The sequence below is a fragment of the Bradyrhizobium sp. 604_D8_N2_3 genome, assembly GCF_051810765.1.
GTDB classification, from domain to species: domain Bacteria; phylum Pseudomonadota; class Alphaproteobacteria; order Rhizobiales; family Xanthobacteraceae; genus Bradyrhizobium; species Bradyrhizobium barranii.
This window is the reverse complement of sequence record NZ_JBPWPM010000001.1, coordinates 5,059,369-5,075,659: the sequence shown is the minus strand read 5'-3', so window position 1 is coordinate 5,075,659 and position 16,291 is coordinate 5,059,369. Positions and strand designations below refer to the sequence as shown.

General features: G+C 63.3%; 17 protein-coding genes. 10 read left to right on the top strand and 7 right to left on the bottom strand.

Features of this window, described 5'->3' with window-relative positions; translation table 11 throughout:
* Positions 1-87 precede the first annotated feature (87 nt).
* A complete protein-coding gene (locus tag AB7245_RS24165) occupies positions 88-996 on the bottom strand; it encodes a DUF2189 domain-containing protein (protein WP_063983141.1) in 909 nt (302 codons plus the stop codon).
* Between the two features lie 332 nt (positions 997-1,328).
* Here AB7245_RS24165 and AB7245_RS24160 point away from each other — a divergent pair, with 332 nt between their 5' ends.
* A complete protein-coding gene (locus AB7245_RS24160; protein WP_028156132.1) occupies positions 1,329-1,727 on the top strand; it encodes a DUF3597 domain-containing protein in 399 nt (132 codons plus the stop codon).
* Between the two features lie 56 nt (positions 1,728-1,783).
* Here AB7245_RS24160 and AB7245_RS24155 read toward each other — a convergent pair whose 3' ends face one another.
* The gene (locus AB7245_RS24155; protein WP_028152356.1) at positions 1,784-2,053 is read right to left on the bottom strand and encodes a GNAT family N-acetyltransferase; all 270 of its coding nucleotides are present in this window, start codon (positions 2,051-2,053) and stop codon (positions 1,784-1,786) included.
* A 104-nt stretch (positions 2,054-2,157) separates the two neighbouring features.
* On the opposite strand from AB7245_RS24155, the gene AB7245_RS24150 reads away from it, so the two are divergent.
* Positions 2,158-3,105, top strand: a complete 948-nt coding sequence (locus AB7245_RS24150; protein WP_085404672.1) for a tetratricopeptide repeat protein — start codon at positions 2,158-2,160, stop codon at positions 3,103-3,105.
* 170 nt (positions 3,106-3,275) lie between these two features.
* Entirely contained in the window at positions 3,276-3,674 is a 399-nt protein-coding gene (locus AB7245_RS24145) for an SPW repeat protein (protein WP_063986354.1), read from the top strand.
* Positions 3,675-3,723: 49 nt separating this feature from the next.
* Here the strand turns inward: AB7245_RS24145 and AB7245_RS24140 are convergent, their stop codons facing one another.
* The 3 genes from AB7245_RS24140 to AB7245_RS24130 form a co-directional block, all read right to left on the bottom strand.
* Positions 3,724-3,999, bottom strand: a complete 276-nt coding sequence (locus tag AB7245_RS24140; RefSeq protein WP_085404673.1) for a GNAT family N-acetyltransferase — start codon at positions 3,997-3,999, stop codon at positions 3,724-3,726.
* Between the two features lie 11 nt (positions 4,000-4,010).
* Positions 4,011-4,526 carry a DUF3828 domain-containing protein gene (locus AB7245_RS24135; protein WP_085404674.1) on the bottom strand — a complete coding sequence of 172 codons (516 nt, stop codon included), beginning with the start codon at positions 4,524-4,526 and terminating at the stop codon, positions 4,011-4,013.
* A 92-nt stretch (positions 4,527-4,618) separates the two neighbouring features.
* Positions 4,619-4,981 (bottom strand): hypothetical protein, encoded by a 363-nt coding sequence (locus AB7245_RS24130; RefSeq protein WP_014495092.1) that lies wholly within the window; start codon positions 4,979-4,981, stop codon positions 4,619-4,621.
* A 94-nt stretch (positions 4,982-5,075) separates the two neighbouring features.
* Between AB7245_RS24130 and AB7245_RS24125 the strand changes: the two genes are divergently transcribed.
* The 4 genes from AB7245_RS24125 (at position 5,076) to AB7245_RS24110 (ending at position 9,618) form a co-directional block, all read left to right on the top strand.
* Positions 5,076-5,573, top strand: coding sequence for a hypothetical protein (locus tag AB7245_RS24125; protein WP_354115200.1), 498 nt, complete (start codon positions 5,076-5,078; stop codon positions 5,571-5,573).
* Between the two features lie 105 nt (positions 5,574-5,678).
* Positions 5,679-7,286: an acyl-CoA synthetase gene (locus AB7245_RS24120; protein ID WP_085404676.1), complete on the top strand. Its 1,608-nt coding sequence runs from the start codon at positions 5,679-5,681 to the stop codon at positions 7,284-7,286.
* A 9-nt stretch (positions 7,287-7,295) separates the two neighbouring features.
* Complete coding sequence (locus AB7245_RS24115) at positions 7,296-8,156, top strand: PCC domain-containing protein (protein WP_085404677.1); 861 nt, start codon at positions 7,296-7,298, stop codon at positions 8,154-8,156.
* Between the two features lie 340 nt (positions 8,157-8,496).
* Positions 8,497-9,618 carry an IS630 family transposase gene (locus AB7245_RS24110; RefSeq protein WP_063981152.1) on the top strand — a complete coding sequence of 374 codons (1,122 nt, stop codon included), beginning with the start codon at positions 8,497-8,499 and terminating at the stop codon, positions 9,616-9,618.
* Positions 9,619-9,654: 36 nt separating this feature from the next.
* Here the strand turns inward: AB7245_RS24110 and AB7245_RS24105 are convergent, their stop codons facing one another.
* Positions 9,655-11,727, bottom strand: a complete 2,073-nt coding sequence (locus AB7245_RS24105; protein WP_085404678.1) for a DUF1217 domain-containing protein — start codon at positions 11,725-11,727, stop codon at positions 9,655-9,657.
* Between the two features lie 243 nt (positions 11,728-11,970).
* Between AB7245_RS24105 and AB7245_RS24100 the strand changes: the two genes are divergently transcribed.
* The 3 genes from AB7245_RS24100 (at position 11,971) to AB7245_RS24090 (ending at position 15,221) form a co-directional block, all read left to right on the top strand.
* Entirely contained in the window at positions 11,971-12,738 is a 768-nt protein-coding gene (locus AB7245_RS24100; protein WP_085404679.1) for an AAA family ATPase, read from the top strand.
* A 957-nt stretch (positions 12,739-13,695) separates the two neighbouring features.
* Positions 13,696-14,265, top strand: a complete 570-nt coding sequence (locus AB7245_RS24095) for an SRPBCC family protein (RefSeq protein WP_085404680.1) — start codon at positions 13,696-13,698, stop codon at positions 14,263-14,265.
* Between the two features lie 2 nt (positions 14,266-14,267).
* A complete protein-coding gene (locus AB7245_RS24090) occupies positions 14,268-15,221 on the top strand; it encodes a cytochrome D1 domain-containing protein (RefSeq protein WP_085404681.1) in 954 nt (317 codons plus the stop codon).
* A gap of 126 nt (positions 15,222-15,347) precedes the next feature.
* Here AB7245_RS24090 and AB7245_RS24085 read toward each other — a convergent pair whose 3' ends face one another.
* Positions 15,348-16,274 carry a nucleoside hydrolase gene (locus AB7245_RS24085; protein ID WP_085404682.1) on the bottom strand — a complete coding sequence of 309 codons (927 nt, stop codon included), beginning with the start codon at positions 16,272-16,274 and terminating at the stop codon, positions 15,348-15,350.
* Positions 16,275-16,291 lie beyond the last annotated feature (17 nt).

Sequence of the window (16,291 nt, the reverse complement as noted above, 5' to 3'; positions counted from 1 at the left end):
ATTGTAACCGCGGCCAAAGCAAGGCGTATGACAAGCACGTAATCCTGCCCGAGCCGAGCCCGGGCAGGATAGCATGTCACGATATCGTCAGGCGTCCGTCCGATTGCGCCAGGGGAAGAGGTTGGCGGGGAAGTCGGCGGCCGGCTTGCGCGGGCGATGCGGTGGGGGCGGCACCGGACGTGCACCGGGCTCCGAGACGATCACCTTGCGGTAGAGGTGCCAGGTGGCGTGGCCGAGCAGGGGGATCACCACGGCAAGGCCAAGGAACGCCGGAATCGTACCGAGCGCCAGCAGCACCGCCACGATCAGGCCCCAAGCCGCCATCGGCACCGGATTCTTGGCGACGACGCGTAGCGACGTCACCATCGCCTCGAACGCGCCGGCATGGCGGTCGAGCATCAAGGGGAACGACACGGCGCTGATGCAGAGCGCGGCAAGCGCAAACAGGAAGCCGGTGCCGCAGCCGACCAGGATCAGCCACCAGCCTTGCTGGGTCGTCAGCACGCGCGTCATGAAATCAGAGATCCCGGTCGCGCCCTCATAGCCGAACGCCGCGACATAGATCGCCTGAGCGGTCGCAACCCAGGTCACGAACAGAGCGAGCAGCAGCGTGCCGAGACCGAGCATGGCGCCGAACGAAGGCGAGCGCAGCACCTCCATGGCATTCCAGGCGCTGGCCTCCTCATAACGTTCGCGCCGGCTGGAGAGCTCATAGAGACCGAGCGCGGCGAACGGGCCGATCAGCGCGAAGCCTGCGGCCAGTGGGAACAACAGCGGCAGCACCGAATAGCCCATCACCGCGCGGGCGAGCACGAGGCCCAGCACCGGATAGATCACGCAGAGGATGATGGCGTGGCTCGGCACCGCCTTGAAATCTTCCCAGCCGCGCCTGAGCGCGTCGTGCAGATCGGACAGTTGGATGGTTCGGATCACCGGTCCAGCCGCATCCGCGGGCTGGGCCACAGTGGGGACATTGCCCGGGTAGAGTGTGGCCATGGTCGCTAGCTCCCTTGCCATGCAGCCGAATTCGGCGCCGGCAACGGCGCAAGCGGCCGCTTTTCTGAGTTTCGCGATTCCGGCCAGACGCGAATTCCGGACGTCATCGCGAACTGAAAGTGGAGCGTACGCCCATTTCCGAGTCCTGTCCCACACGCTTGGTTGAGATTCGATGCCGCACCGCAACCTCAACGATGTCATTCGGTCGTCATTTCGCCGCAGATAAGCTGATGCTGGTTGTCGGTTCGCAGAACTTCGCGGGCGTAACGCCGTAACTTCGTTTATAAGTGCCACTCAAGGCCCTTCCAACGGATCCTATTCGGGGAGAAGACATGAGCATTTTCGGGAAAATCATGGGCGCGATCTTCGGCAGCCATCCGGCTTCCGCCGCGCCCGCAGGTGGCGCACCCTCGGGTAGCGCACCCGCCAGCGCCGCGCCGGGCGGATCGGCGCCTGCTGCCGCGCCGATGGCAACCGTGGACGTTGCGGCCATCGTCGACAAGCTGGTCGCTGCCCAGAAGGAGAAGCTGGAATGGCGCACCTCGATCGTCGACCTCATGAAGGCGCTCGACATCGACTCCAGCCTTGCCGCGCGTAAGGACCTCGCCAAGGAGCTCGGCTACAGCGGTGACATGAACGACTCGGCGAGCATGAACGTCTGGCTGCACAAGCAGGTGATGTCCAAGCTGGCCGCCAATGGCGGCAAGCTGCCGCCGGAGATCAAGCACTGACCGATTGCTCGGTCGTAAGCCAGGGGGGCCCGCGATCTCGCGGGCCCCTTTTGCATTCAGGCGACGAGGTCTGCTTCCTCCGGATGCCTGTCGAGATAGTCGACGACGAAGCCACAGCCGGCGATCACCTTCTTGCCGTCGCGGCGGATCAAGTCCAGCGCACCCTTGATCAGCTCGGACGCAATGCCGCGGCCGCGTAGCGCGCGCGGCGTCTCGGTATGGGTGATGATCACGGCCGACGGCGTCAGCCGGTAATTGGCGAAGGCGATTTCGTTGCCCGCATCGAGCTCGAAGCGACTCCTGTCCTTGTTGTCCCGTACCGCCATGCCAGATCCCTTCGAAGCGCTGCGTGTTCTCTGATTTAGGCGCCTGAACCGGCCCTTGCCAAGGTGCGACCAAGGGAGGTTGCCGCAGGGGAGATATCCGGAAAATGCGTGTCCCGCTCAGCCTCCTGGCGCTGCTTGCGGCGCTCGTCTCGACCGCGCCGGTGTCGGCTGCGGCCGAAGGCGCCCCGGCCTGGGAGGCCTGCGTCGGGCTGACCAGCACGCCGGACGAGCGGATCAAAGCCTGCTCGACCGTGATCGATACCAGGAGCGAGAGCGGGCAGAGACTCGCCGGCGCCTATTGCAATCGCGGCCATGGGCTCACCGAGAAACGCGAACTCGACGCCGCGCTGTCCGATCTCGACGAGGCAGTCCGGCTCGATCCCGGCTATGCCTGCGCCTACAACAATCGCGGCCGCGTCTACAGCTTCAAGCGCGATTACGATCGCGCCATCGCCGAATACGACCAGGCCATCAAGCTCGATCCGTCGCTGGCGCTGGCCTACAGCAATCGCGGGGAAGCCCGTTTCAACAAGGGCGACCTCGACGGCGCCATTGCCGATTTCGACGCGGCGATCAAGCGCGATCCCAACTATGTCACCGCCTACGCCAACCGCGGCTTCGTCCACGCCCGCAAGCACGACACGGCGCATGCGCTTGCCGACTACAGCATGCGGATCAAGCTTGCACCGGATCTGATTGCCTATATCGACCGCGGCAACGTCTACCGCGACAGCGAGCAGTTCGATCGGGCCGCCGCCGACTACGGCGAGGCGATCCGCGTCGCGCCGACCGACGCACGCGGCTGGCGCAATCGCGGCATGATCCGGCTCTATCGGGGCGACAACAAGGGCGGCCTCGCCGACTACGACAAGGCGCTGCAATACGATCCCTCCGACGTGTTCTCCTGGAACAACCGCGGCCAGGCCAGGCTGCGCCTCGGCGATAGGCAGGGCGCGATTGCCGATTTCCGGAAGGCGCTGGAATTGCGTCCAAGCCTGCCGTCCGCCCGTGATGCACTGCAGAAGCTCGGGGCGCTGACGCGTGAGCCATAATTGGCTCGCTGTTTCGCTTGCAAAAACACTGGTCAGTCTTGCAATCGTGCTCCCGGTTCCCCACGTGTTTCTTCAGGACATACGCCCGAATGCGGCCGGCACGGTCGCTAGACATTCGGAGTGTCATGATCGCCAGCCGCTGACGTATGCCTCTTTTGGAGGAGGGTACGATGTCGGACTTTAGTTTCATCAAGACTCATCGAACATGGGAAGATTGGTGCGGGATGCTGCTCGGCGCGCTGATTGTCGCATCGCCGTGGTTCCCCATCCAGGATCACTCGCCGATCGTCGAACGCCAGACGATGATCCTGAACACGGTCGCAATCGGCCTCGTCGTATTTGGCCTGAGCCAGCTCGAATATGTCGCGTTGCAGCGCTGGCAGGAGGTGGCGACGATCCTGGTCGGGCTGTGGCTTATCGTCTCGCCCTATGTGTTCGGTTATTCCGGCGAAGGTTTTCTCCGGATCTACCATACGAGTCTGGGAGCGGTAGCGGTGATCCTCGGCGTGCTCCAGCTGTGGCAGGACTGGGATCTGAGTGATCAGGATATGCTGAAGCATGGGCAATAGGCGGTAGATTTGAGCAGGCCTGCCGTGCGCTCGGCGGGCCTGCGCTCGCTTAACTCTTCACCAAATCCGCATACTCCGGATGTTTCTCGATCCACGCCTTCACGAACGGGCATTGCGGGATCAGTTTCAAGCCGGCCGCGCGGACCTGGTCGAGCGCGCCTTGCACCAGCTTCGAGCCGACGCCCTTGCCACCGAGCTCCTTCGGCACATCGGTATGCTCGAAGGTGATGACGTTGCCGTCGAGCTTGTAGTGCTCGGTCGCGAGATGGCCCTCCACCGCCAGCTCGAAGCGATGATCGGCCTTGTTATCGATGACGTCGCTCATGGTGTCTCCCGTCAGGTCTTCAACGAGTCCGCCAGCATCTTGCGGATCGACCAGGCCTCGCCGTCGGACGAGCCCTTGATGTCGTCGATCCGCCAGCTGTTGGCCTCGCGCACGAAGTCATAACGCACGATCTGGTCGGCGGGTTTGCGGTCGTTGCGGTGGCCGGTGATGGTCACCGCGATCGTCGCCTTGTCGGCCTCCATCTTCTCTGCGTCAACTTTGAAGGATTTCACGTCCGGTTCCTGCGAGTTGGTGACAGGATCGAAATCGACTGGACCAACGTCGCCCTTCGGCGTATGCGCATCCGCCTTGGCCCACAGCGCGACCAGCGCCCTCGAGAGATATTTTGTTTTGGCCGCCTTGTTCTCGATGACGAAGGCGCCGCCACTATCGCCTTTGCCCTTGGCTACGCGCGTGTAGATGGCGGTCAGGATCGCGACGGGATCGCTGGAGGTAGGCATCACGGCGAATGCCGGGGAGGCGGTGGCAAGCAGAGAGGCGGCGACGAAGGTCCGACGGGTGAGCATGAAATGTCCCTGAGATAATGACGTGCGACCGCATGGCCGGAGCGGCCGGCGTCAGCGCGTATCTCTGTAGACCGGTGGCGCGGCCGCTCGGTTCAATCGGTCGCTTTGGCGAGCCTGGAATCTTCAGATTGCGGCTGCGGGCGGAGGCAACCCTGGCAGATGACGAGGGAGCGGGTGACCTTGGCGTCCTGCTCGGCCTCGATGCCGTCCTGGGCCTGCCACCATTCCTTCGAATAGGGCTGAAGTCCGGCTTGCGACCTGTTGCGCTCGGAGCCGGCGTCGGCGCGCGTGGCACGCGGAGCCCCGGAACGTGGCTGGTTGGGATCCTCGCCGGCGCCATCCCAGGCATAGCGCGCAGGCTTGAAGGCGGGGTCGGCGGAGAGGTGCGCCTGAGGCGCCACGGCACATCCGGCGAGCGCCAGCGACAACAGGAGGAAGGCGGGCGCTTTGACCATGATGCGGCACTCTGTACGCGAGAACTGGCTGAGGTTGCGCCGATCATGTTTAAAATTCCCTGAACGGTCGCGGCTGCGCCGGCGACAAACGCGAATGCGATATCTGATCCTCCTGCTCACACTGCTCGCCACCGCTGCGCGCGCCGACGATGCAAAGCCGTTCAATCCCTCCGATTATCCGCCCGGCGTGCAGCAGGCGTTGCGCTACGCCAATGAGGAATGCGACAGCCAGGATGGTGGCCTGGTGACCTTCGCGCCGGACACCGTGCGCAAGATCGATCTGACCGGCGACGGCCGTGAGGACTACATCGTCGATTTCCGCGACACCAAATGCGGGGAGCGCGAGACCACCTATTGCGGAACCGGCGGCTGCGTCATGAACGTCCTGGTGACTCTGCCCGATGGCAGCGTGCGCCCCGTGTTCGACGGCTATGTCCGCAGCTACAAGATTGTGCCGCCGCCGATGAAGCGTGGCGCGGCGCGCACCATTCGATTCGATCTGCACGGCAGCTATTGCGGCGGTTTCGGTGCGCAGGCCTGCTGGAAGGAGAAGGCCATCACGGCGACGCCGTTTGCGTTCAGGCAGCCGTAGGGCAGATGCGCGACCGGCGGCCTTGCTACGCCGCATTCGATGGCGATAAATGGGCTGCAAGGAGCGGGCGGCTCGTGCGCCGCCCGCCGTCGAAGAGGAAGCCCGATGCAGCCCCTGCGCATGTCCCGCCGCGTCATGAATCTCGCTCACATGCTGACCCAGAATGCGCGGCGGCATGGCGCGCGCCCCGGCTTCGTCTGGGGTGACAAATCCTGGACCTGGCGCGAGATCGATGCGCAGGTCTCGGCGCTGGCCGCCGCACTCGCCGCGCGCGGCATCGCCAAGGGCGACCGCATCCTCGTCCATTCCAAGAACGGCGATGAGATGTTCTTCTCGATGTTCGCCGCGTTCCGGCTCGGTGCAGTCTGGGTGCCCACCAATTTCCGCCTGATGCCGGATGAGGTCACCTATCTCGCGCAGGCCTCCGGCGCGAAGGCGTTCCTGTGCCACGTCGATTTTCCCGAGCACGCTGCAGCCGTGAAGGGCGGTGCGCTGGAGTTCACCTGGAGCGTCGCCGGCAAGGGCTCGTTCGGCGAGCGCTCGGTGGCGGAAGCCATCGCCTCGCAGGCCGGTGCAAGCGTTGCGAACGTCGCCGTCGAGCACGACGATCCCTGCTGGTTCTTCTTCACCTCCGGCACCACCGGCCGCTCCAAGGCCGCGGTGCTGACCCACGGCCAGATGGGCTTCGTCGTCACCAACCATCTCGCCGATCTCACCCCCGGCGTCACGGAAGCGGATGCGTCGCTGGTGGTGGCGCCGCTGTCGCATGGCGCCGGCGTGCATCAGCTGGTGCAGACCGCCCGCGGCGTGTGCACCGTGCTGCTGCCGACGGAGAAATTCGACATCGACGAGGCGTTCCGCCTGATCGAGGCGCATCGGGTCAGCAACCTCTTCACGGTGCCGACAATCCTCAAGATGATGGTCGAGCATCCCGCCGCCGACAAATACGATCATTCCTCGCTGCGTCATGTGATCTATGCCGGCGCGCCGATGTACCGCGAGGACCAGAAGGCCGCGCTGAAGAAGCTCGGCAAGGTCATCGTGCAGTATTTTGGCCTCGGCGAGGTCACCGGCAACATCACTGTGCTACCGGCGGCGCTGCATGATCCCGAGGACGGGCCCTATGCGAAGATCGGCACCTGCGGCTTCGAGCGCACGGCCATGCAGGTCTCGATCCAGGACGACGAGGGCCGCGAGCTGGCCGTCAACCAGAGTGGCGAGATCTGCGTGATCGGGCCTGCCGTGCTCGCCGGCTACTACGACAACCCCGAGGCCAATGCGAAGGCGTTTCGCGACGGCTGGTTCCGCACCGGCGACCTCGGCCACATGGACGAGGAGGGGTTCGTCTACATCACGGGACGGGCCTCCGACATGTACATCTCCGGTGGCTCCAATATCTATCCGCGCGAGATCGAGGAGAAGATCTTGACGCATCCCGCGGTCGGCGAGGTCGCCGTGCTCGGCGTGCCCGACGCGACCTGGGGCGAGGTCGGCGTCGCCGTCTGCGTCGCGCGCGAAGGCGAGAAGCCGGTGAGCGAAGCCGAGATGGCGGCGTTCCTCCTGCCGAAGGTGCCGCGATACAAGATGCCGAAGCGGTTCTTCTTCTGGGAAGCCTTGCCGAAGTCCGGCTATGGCAAGATCCCGAAGCGCATGGTGCGCGATGAGCTCGAGGCGCGCGGGCTGCTCGATCTCGACAACAAGCAGGCGGGCTGAGCATACGCGATGCGAAGTATCAAGCAGCCGGGCGCGCCTGTCGCCGAACGCATCCAATGGGTCGAGGCGAGGGGGCGCGCGTTCTCGTTCAGGCTCGAAGCGGGTCTGCCGCTGCTCGAAGCCGCGCGGCGTGGTTTTGCGGCGGAGGGGTTTGCCAGTGGCGTGCTGAATTTTGGCAGCGCTGCGCTCGGACCATTCGCATACGTGATGCCGGCGCTGTCGAAGACAGGTGAGAACGCAGCGTTCTACAGCGACACTTTTCGCCCCAGCGCCGTGACGCGGACGAAACTCGGCTGCATGACGCTCGGTATGCGCGATGGCGCCTCGTTCTTTCATTGCCACGGGCTCTGGACGGAGGCGGACGGCAAGGCAAGCGGCGGGCACATGCTGCCGGACGAGACTGTTGTCGCCGAGCCGTTCGAGGTCGAGGCGTTCGGCATCGACGGCGCGATGTTCACCGCGGAGCCCGATCCCGAGACCAATTTCAAGCTGTTCGGACCGGTGCCCGGTATGAGCACCGGCGCGCGTACGACAAGCCGCGCCTTCGCGCTGCGGCTGCGGCCCAACCAGGATTTTGCCGGCTGCCTCGAAGCGTTCTGCCGCGCGCATGGCATCGCACGCGCGAAGATTCACGGCGGCGTCGGCTCGACCATCGGCGCGCGCTTCACCCATGGCGGGGTGACCGAGCCGTTCGCGACCGAGCTCGCCGTGACAGCGGGGACGATCGTACAGGGCAGTTCGGGCGCACCGGAGGCGGCGCTCGACATTGCCCTGATCGACTACACTGGCGGCATTGCGGAGGGCCGTCTGATCCGTGGGGATAATCCCGTGCTGATGACCATGGAGCTGGTGCTCGAGGTGTTGGGCTAGTGGCTCTGCACAGTGATTTTGACAGGTTGGGTCCGGCGGTCAGATTAGCTCCGGCAGGAGTTTCGGATCAACGAGGACCTCGATGCTGCGAGGCGTCCTTGGCTGCCGTCTGATGAGGCGGGCGCGTTCCAGTGTCAGGACCATCTGGTGAACCGTAGGCGGGCTGACGCGGAAATATTCCTGCATGTCGGTTTCGGCCGGGGGCCTGCGATGCAGCCGGGTATAGAGGTGGATAAAAGCCAGATACTGCCCCTGCGTGGGCGTGAAGGGTTTTGTCGAAGGACTCACGCCGGCCATCCGATTCAGTTGTTCGTGCGTGCCTCGAACGAGGAGGCACGCCATGAATGTACGCTATCGGGTCGAACTCAGCCAAATCGAGCGCACCGAACTGAGGGCGCTGCTCAGCGGCGGCAAGCATGCGTCCCGCAAGCTCAAGCGAGCGCAGATTTTGCTGGCCGCCGATGCCGAGACCAGCGACGAGGAGATCGCAAGGAGCGTCGGCGTGAGCGGCTCGACCGTGTACCGGACCAAGCGACGCTTCGTGGAAGGCAATCTGGAGCGGGCGCTGAGCGAAGAGCCGCGTCCCGGGGCGGAGCGCAAACTCACGGGCAAGGAAGAAGCCTTGCTGGTGGCGACAGCCTGCGCCAGTCCGCCAAGGGGCCGTGCCCGCTGGACGCTAAAGCTGCTGGCGGGTGCGATGGTCAAGCTCACCGAACACAAGAGCCTGTCGCACGAGACGGTTCGGCGGCGCCTGGCCGAGAATGCCCTCAAGCCCTGGCGCAAAGACATGTGGTGCATTCCGCAGGTCGACGGCGAATACGTCGCCCGCATGGAGGATGTGCTCGACCTCTATGCCGAGGCACCCGACTCCAGGCGGCCAGTGGTGTGCTTCGACGAAAGCCCGGTGCAACTCATCGGCGAAACGCGTCAGCCCATCCCGGCCAAGCCCGGCAGGCTCGAACGTTACGATTATGAGTATCGTCGCAATGGCACGGTCAATCTCTTCGTTCTCCTCGACGTGCATCGTCCCTGGCGCAAGGTCAAGGTCACCGAGCGGCGAGCGGCAAGGGATTACGCCCAATGCATGCGTGATCTCGTCGACATCCATTATCCCGACGCCGAGATCATCCGGGTCGTCCAGGACAATTTATCGACCCACTCCGCCGGCGCCCTCTATCAGGCGTTCCCGCCCGCCGAAGCCAGGCGGATTTTGCGACGGCTCGAGTTCCACTATACCCCAAAACACGCAAGCTGGCTCAACATGGTCGAGATCGAAATCGGCGTCCTGCGGGGCCAGTGCCTGGATCGCAGGATCGACGACCCTAAGCGACTGCGCCGCGAAATCACCGCCTGGGAACGACAACGAAATGCCGCCCGCTCCCGCATCAAATGGATGTTCACAACAGACAAGGCTCGCGCCAAAATGGCTGGCGCCTACCCCGCCACTTCCAAAGAGTCATAATCTCTGTGACGAGGTACTAGTACCGGCGAGCGATCATCAGTGAGCACGCAGCTTGGCGATGGCCAAGAACGTGGATTCACTTATCCCTGATATGCCTGAGCTCGATCCTTGAAAGAGGTTGAGCAAGGGAGATTGACCCTGGCCGATGCTCTCGCCGTTTCTGACGTCATACATGGCGGAGAACCGGCTCAACAGTTTTTCAACCTTCGCCGGATCGGAAAGATCCTTGATCTTCATGAATTTGTCCACGACCTTGGCTTGCTGATCGATCTGCATCGAGGCCATCGAGTCAGGCAAATCGAAGGTGGTTCTGAACACCTCTGAAAGAGCCTTGTCGGCAAGGATGTCGTATGCGGACGTGATTTCTCCCGCCTTTCGCTGGAAATAGAGCGCAAGGCGTACGCCGGGATTCGTATCCCCCTGTTGCTGCTCCAGGCTTTGCTGGAGATAGTTCGCCTGTGTTTCCCGGAATTGATCTCTCTTCTGAGGACCCATCATCGGGAGGCGCGCGACGTTGCCCTTGCTGTCGAAGTTGAACGACGCAACGATTTCGGCAAAGCGAGGATCGCTCTGCGTGTTCGCGAAGCTCTTTGGGTTGTTCAGGTCGGAGCTGAAGATCTTCTTGAGAAATTCGGTGCTGACCTTCTTAGGGTCCAAACCCTTGGCCAAGAGAATGAAATCGACCATCGGCCTGTTTGCGAGAAGCTCGGAAACGCTGTCGATGCCTGCGATTGCCTCTTGATAAGCCGTCGCATCTTTCGTGGCTAGTGCCCGAATTGCCTTCTCCTGCTGAGGGCTTGCCTGTTTCAGCGCGGCAATGACGTATTCCCTCGCGATCTGGAGGACCTGAGCCGAGTCTTGAGCCACCAAGGGGGTCGTCAGATTGCCTTTTGCGTCGAAGTTGAAGGCGCGTGCGAGCTCTACGTACCGATTGTCCTTGAGGGTATAGACGTAGCTCTTGGGGTCGTTGACGTCGCTTTCGAGGACTGCCTTGATCGTCGCCTTCGAGACCATTCCGGGATCGAGGCCGACGGCGCCCAGCGCAAAATCATACACGCCAGGTGTCGATACGAACGCCTGGACTGAATTGATCTTGCTGAGGTCCGTTCTGAATTGCTTGACCGCCAAAGCTTCGTATATCGGGCTTGCTGCCGAATAGACGGCGGCCTTGCTGTCGTCGAACCGCGTTTTCGTGATCGCGACATTTGCAGCAGTCTGGGCGGATACACCTGACGGAAGCGACCCGTCGGACGAAAACTCGAACGCGCCGGCCAAGTCTACAAACCCGCCAATCGTCGATATCTGGTCGCCGAGGCTGGAAATGCTTTTCGTATATGACTCCAGGTGACTTTTTTCGACCAGGATCTGGATGTTCAACTGGTTCACGTCGGCGCCCGGCTGCGATAGTTGGGCCTTGTAAGCGGTTATCTTTAAATCAGCGGCGCTGGCATCCGATTTGGCTTGAGCAAGCTGGGCGTTGAGGCCGGTCAACTGAGAAGCGAAGGTGGTGTTGACGTAGCTGTTGGGATCGGATGGATCGCTGCGCAAGACCTGACTTATCGTGTCACGCGGCCACTTGCTTTCATCGATCCCATATGCCGAATAGACATAGTTGCGAAGACGGTCGTTGTTCAGGAGTTGGTCTGCACTGCTGATGTTGCCGATTTCGGCGCTGTAGTATTTCGAGTCGTCGGCAAGTGCATCGACCTGGCTCTTCTTGGTCGCCGTGTACAGATCGATCATCTCATCGATTTGGTTCTCCGATTGCGCAACCGGCGTCGCACCGCCATTGAAGGAGAATGCCGCGGCAAACTCCTGGTAGCGTTTGTCCACCAACTTGTTGACGAAGCTCTTTGGGTCGGAGAGGTCGCTCTCCAGCACCTTCTTCATGAAAGCCTTGGCGTAGGCCATGTCTTCCAGGCCATATGCCTTCATCGCATAATGATACAGGCGATAGTCCTTCATGAAATCATCGACGGTCTTCACCTTGCCGATGTTGGCTTTGTAGTAAGCCTCCTCGCGCGCGACATCCGTTTGCTGTTCGACCCGCGCCAGGGACTGCTTGAGATTGCGCGTGATGTAGCTGTAACTGAAATACGTCGATACCATCGCGCACTCCTCGCGGCTTTACGGTCCCGGACGTCCGTCAATCATTGCCGGGGTCGCGAGGTGGGAGCCGGCCTCATGCCGGCAACTGTCTCGTAGCTACGTTTTCTTAATTCGCACCCGGGTGGCGGATGGCGGGTTTGTTTCAATTTGTTTCCATTTGTTTCTCAGATGCAGCTTTCGTGAGGATTGTGTTCCTGAGATGTTCTTATTAAAAGATGGGTCGGAACGGGTTGGAAGCCGGGCATGAGCCGAAGAAGCAATCGCACGATCAACCTGCCGGCGCCCTACCTGAAACGGGTCTGGCTCGACCCGTCGCAGGTTAGCGATCGCGCGGCCTATCCGTTTTGCCTGCCCATCTTTCCGGATGATTTCGAGCTCAACTTCGACGCCGCCATCACGATCATCGTCGGAGAGAATGGCACCGGGAAGTCGACGATCCTCGAGGGTATCGCAGCGCTTGCCGGCTACGACGATGCGGGTGGAGGCAAGGGCTACATGCCCGTCGACCATTCCGAAGCGCGGGAGAAGATGGGCGGCCAGCTTTCCAGGGCCTTGCGCGCAAGCTGGCTGCCGAAGATCACCAACGGCTGGTTTTTTCGCGCCGAGAGTTTTTTCTCGGTCGCGCGATATCTCGACAAGGCCGCACGCGATGCCGGCCAGGCCGGCCCCGACTTCCTGTCGCATTCCCATGGCGAAGGTTTTCTGCGCTTCTTCGAAGAGCGCTGCCAGCGCCAGGGCATCTTCATCTTCGACGAGCCGGAATCGGCGCTGTCGCCGGCGCGTCAGATCGAATTCCTGAAGCTCTTGCGACGCATGGAGGAGTCCCGCATCTGCCAGGTCATCATGGCAACCCATGCGCCTCTGCTGATGGCCTATCCAAACGCGAGACTGTTGCGGTTGGGCAAATACGGCCTGGAGCCGACAACGGTGGAGCAAACCGATCATTACCGGGTGATGCGCGAATTCTGTGACGATCCGCGCGGGTTCGTGGAGGCGACGCTGGCGGAGTAGGCGAGGGCGCGCTCTCACGGCACTCGCTCTTCTCGTGTCCCGGACGCGCTGCAGCGCGTAGCGGTGCGGCGCAGAGCCGGGACCCACGCAGTCACACGCTCGCTGCAGCATGGGCCCCGGCTCTGCAGCGCATCGCCGCACTGGACGATGCTGCGCATCGCCAGGGAAGCGCTGCGCTGTGTCCGGGGCACGAGAGCAGATTCTAGCTTTGCATTCGAATTCAAATCGCACGCACGGTTTCGCATCCTCGCGGCAAGATCTGCCCGAGCTTTGCTGTAGTCACCACCCTCGAAAGTGCCGAGGGCGCAGGGAAGGCCGGGTGCCGGCTGGCACCCGCGGTCCACTGTGCGGAAATTGCGCTACGAAGTTTGCACAGCGGCATACAGGTGAAGCCAAACATCCGGCCTTCCCTGCGCAGTGGTTTTACGGCTTATGCCGAGCTCTCCCCGGGGAGCGATGCACTATTGCCCCCGTCACCTTGCGGATGACTGATGTGCGCGCCCGGTCGGGCCGCCACATCACCGCAAGACTTGGCGCACAGGCTCCGGGCGCCAGGACGGCACGGTTTTACCGTACACAGGCTGCACCGGTCGTGTGCGCGCGGCGTTCGCTCACGGTTGCCCGCCCTGCAAACCACCTTCGCGCCGACGCCGCCTGCGTCCACCACGTCCCATCCCGCGTGTCGTGACGATCGCGATAACGCCCCTCGGCCCGGGGTGGGATGGCTTTCTATATGATAATCCGAAATTCGGATAAAGAGAATTATTTCTGCGTGGTGTGGTTGACCCGTCCATTGGGTGTTTTGCCCGCCGGGCGGCGCAAGGGGTGGTTGTGGGACGCGCGAGCCCGCGCCGCAACGCCGCCATGAACAGGTCTCCCCTCGGCCGCAAAATGCGTTACCATGATCCCAGCGCGCTTCAAGTCGCGCACGATCAACGAGACGCATGAGGAAACGAGATGAGGGTGACGATTGGACGGCGCACGGTCATGGGCGCGGTGCTGACTGCCGCGGGCGCGGTGGCTTTGACGGCGGCGTTTGGCCCGGCCTGGGCACATGGGCCGACCCGGCAGAAGGTGCGCGAATCCATCGAGATCAACGCGCCGCCGGCCAAAGTGTGGGCCGCGATCGGCAATTTCCAGGACATGAGCTGGCTCCCGCCTGTTACCAAGACCGAGGGCGAGAAAGGCAATGAGATCGAAGCGACGCGGCGGCTGACCCTGACGGGAGGCGCCACCGTCGATGAGGAACTCTACAAGTTCGACGCTGCCGCGATGACCTATTCCTACCGGATCACCAAGGTGGACGTGAAGGTGCTGCCGGTCACCAATTATTCCTCGACGCTGGCGGTGACGCCGAGCGCCGACGGCAAGGGCGCGACGCTGGAATGGGCGGGCGCGTTCTACCGCGGCTTCCCCAACAACGATCCGCCGCCGGAGCTGAGCGACGAAGCCGCGGTGAAGGCGGTGAAGGGGCTCTATCAGGCCGGGCTCGAAGCGCTGAAGAAGAAGATCGAGAGCGGAAGCTGACCGTGCGGGCGCGGGTCCTGGCGGCGCTCGCCGCCAGCCTTTGCGCTGCCAGTATTGGCAGCGCGTCCGCCGAAGAGGCGTTCGTCACCAACCAGCTCAGCGACGATCTGATGGTCGTGGACCTCGCGACATCGCGCAGCGTCGCGACCATCCCGATCGGCGGCAAGCCGGCCGGCGTGGCCGTCAGCGCGGACGGGCGCTTTGCCTATGTCACGAGTCCGGACGCCAAGGCGGTGACCGTGGTCGACGCGGCAACGCGGCAGGTCTCGGGGCGAATCGAGGTCGGCGGCGGGCCGCTCGGCATTGCCGTGACGCCGGATGGCAAGACGCTCTACGTCGCCGACTGGTATGCCGCCGCGGTGCGGGTGATCGATACGGCCTCGCGCAGCGTCACGGCCAGCATCGCGGTCGGCGCGTCCCCGTCCGGCCTCGCGGTGACGCCTGATGGCAGGCTGCTGCTCTCGGCGGACCGCGACGACGACAGCGTCTCGGTGGTGGACACCGCAACGCGTGAGCGCAGGGCGACCATCAAGGTCGGGACCCGTCCGTTCGGCGTCACCATCGATGCCGAGGGAAAACGCGCCTACACCGCCAATGTCGGCTCCAACGACGTCTCGGTAATCGACATCGCCGCGAGCCAAGAGATCGGCCGCGTGCCGGTCGGGATGCGTCCCTATGCGGTAGCGCTGACGCAAGGGCGCGGCTTCGTCACCGACCAATATGGCGGCACCGTCAGCGTGTTCGACCTGGCGACGCTGAAGCCGGTGAAGCGGATCAATGTCGGCGACTATCCCGAAGGCATCAATGCGACCGCCGACGGCAAGCGCGTCATCGTCGCGTGCTGGGAGAGCAACACATTGAGCATCATCGATGCCACCGAGCTGAAGGTGATCGGCGAGGTCAAGACCGGCGACGGCCCGCGCGCGTTCGGGGCGTTTCTCAGGCGGACGGAGTAGGGGGCGTAGGGTGGGCAAAGGCGCGGCGCGCCGTGCCCACCATCTCTCCGCTGCCTCGGCACGCAATGGTGGGCACGCTTCCGCCTTCGCTCTTCGAGCTACGTCGGACAAGTCGCTTTGCCCACCCTACGGCACCTTCGGCGCGGCAAACGCCTTCAACTTCAGGAAAAAGTCCTTCAGGATCGGGTTGCGGTCCACATAGGTCACGTAGCGGATCGGATGCCGCCGGCGGTCGACGCTCCACGTGATCTGATCCGTGAGAACCGGGGCCGGGATGATCACGCTCGGTGCCCACGCGGGATTCAGCAGCCAGCCGACCGGCGCCATGTCCCAGATCTCCTTGGCCCAACCCAGATGATCGGACGAATAGTCCTTGAAGCGCATGGCGAGGAACGCGCCGATGCTGCCATGCGGTTCGACGTAGCGCTCGATCTCCGGCACCGTGCTGTGAAGGTGCGAGGTGACGCCCTTGCATGGCACGAGCACGAGCGGCACGCCGCTGTCGAAAAGCACCTGCGCGCCGCCGACGTCCTGCTTGAGGTTGAACTCGATCGTGTGCGGCCATTCCAGCGCATGACCGCCAAGCCAGACCACCACCACGCGGTCGATGATGTCGGGGGCCTTGAGCAGCGCCGAGGCGATATTGCTGATGGCGCCGATGGCAATGACGTAGAGCGGATTGTCAGGGGAGCCTGCGCGCGCCCGGGCCACGAGGTCGTCGACGGCGGGGGCCGCCTGCGCCGTCTTGCCGCGGCCGACATAATCGGTGACGCCGCGATGGACGAGGCCGTCCGGTGCGACGTTGAGGCGCTCCAGCAGGCGTAGGATTTCCTGGTAGCTCAGCTCCATGCCGTGGCCGGGACTGTCGGCGCGTGTGTTGAAGAACGGCGCGGCGTAGATCGCCTCGACGTCGAACCGGTCCTTCGACAGCAGCATCTGTACCAGCGCGAACTGATCGTCGATCTCGTTGTAGGTGTCGGTGTCGAGCACCACGCGCACCTTGCCGACCGGCGGCTCCAGGAGTTTCAGGCGGGCTGCGTCCGAGAGTGTCATCACCGTCTCCTTGGGCC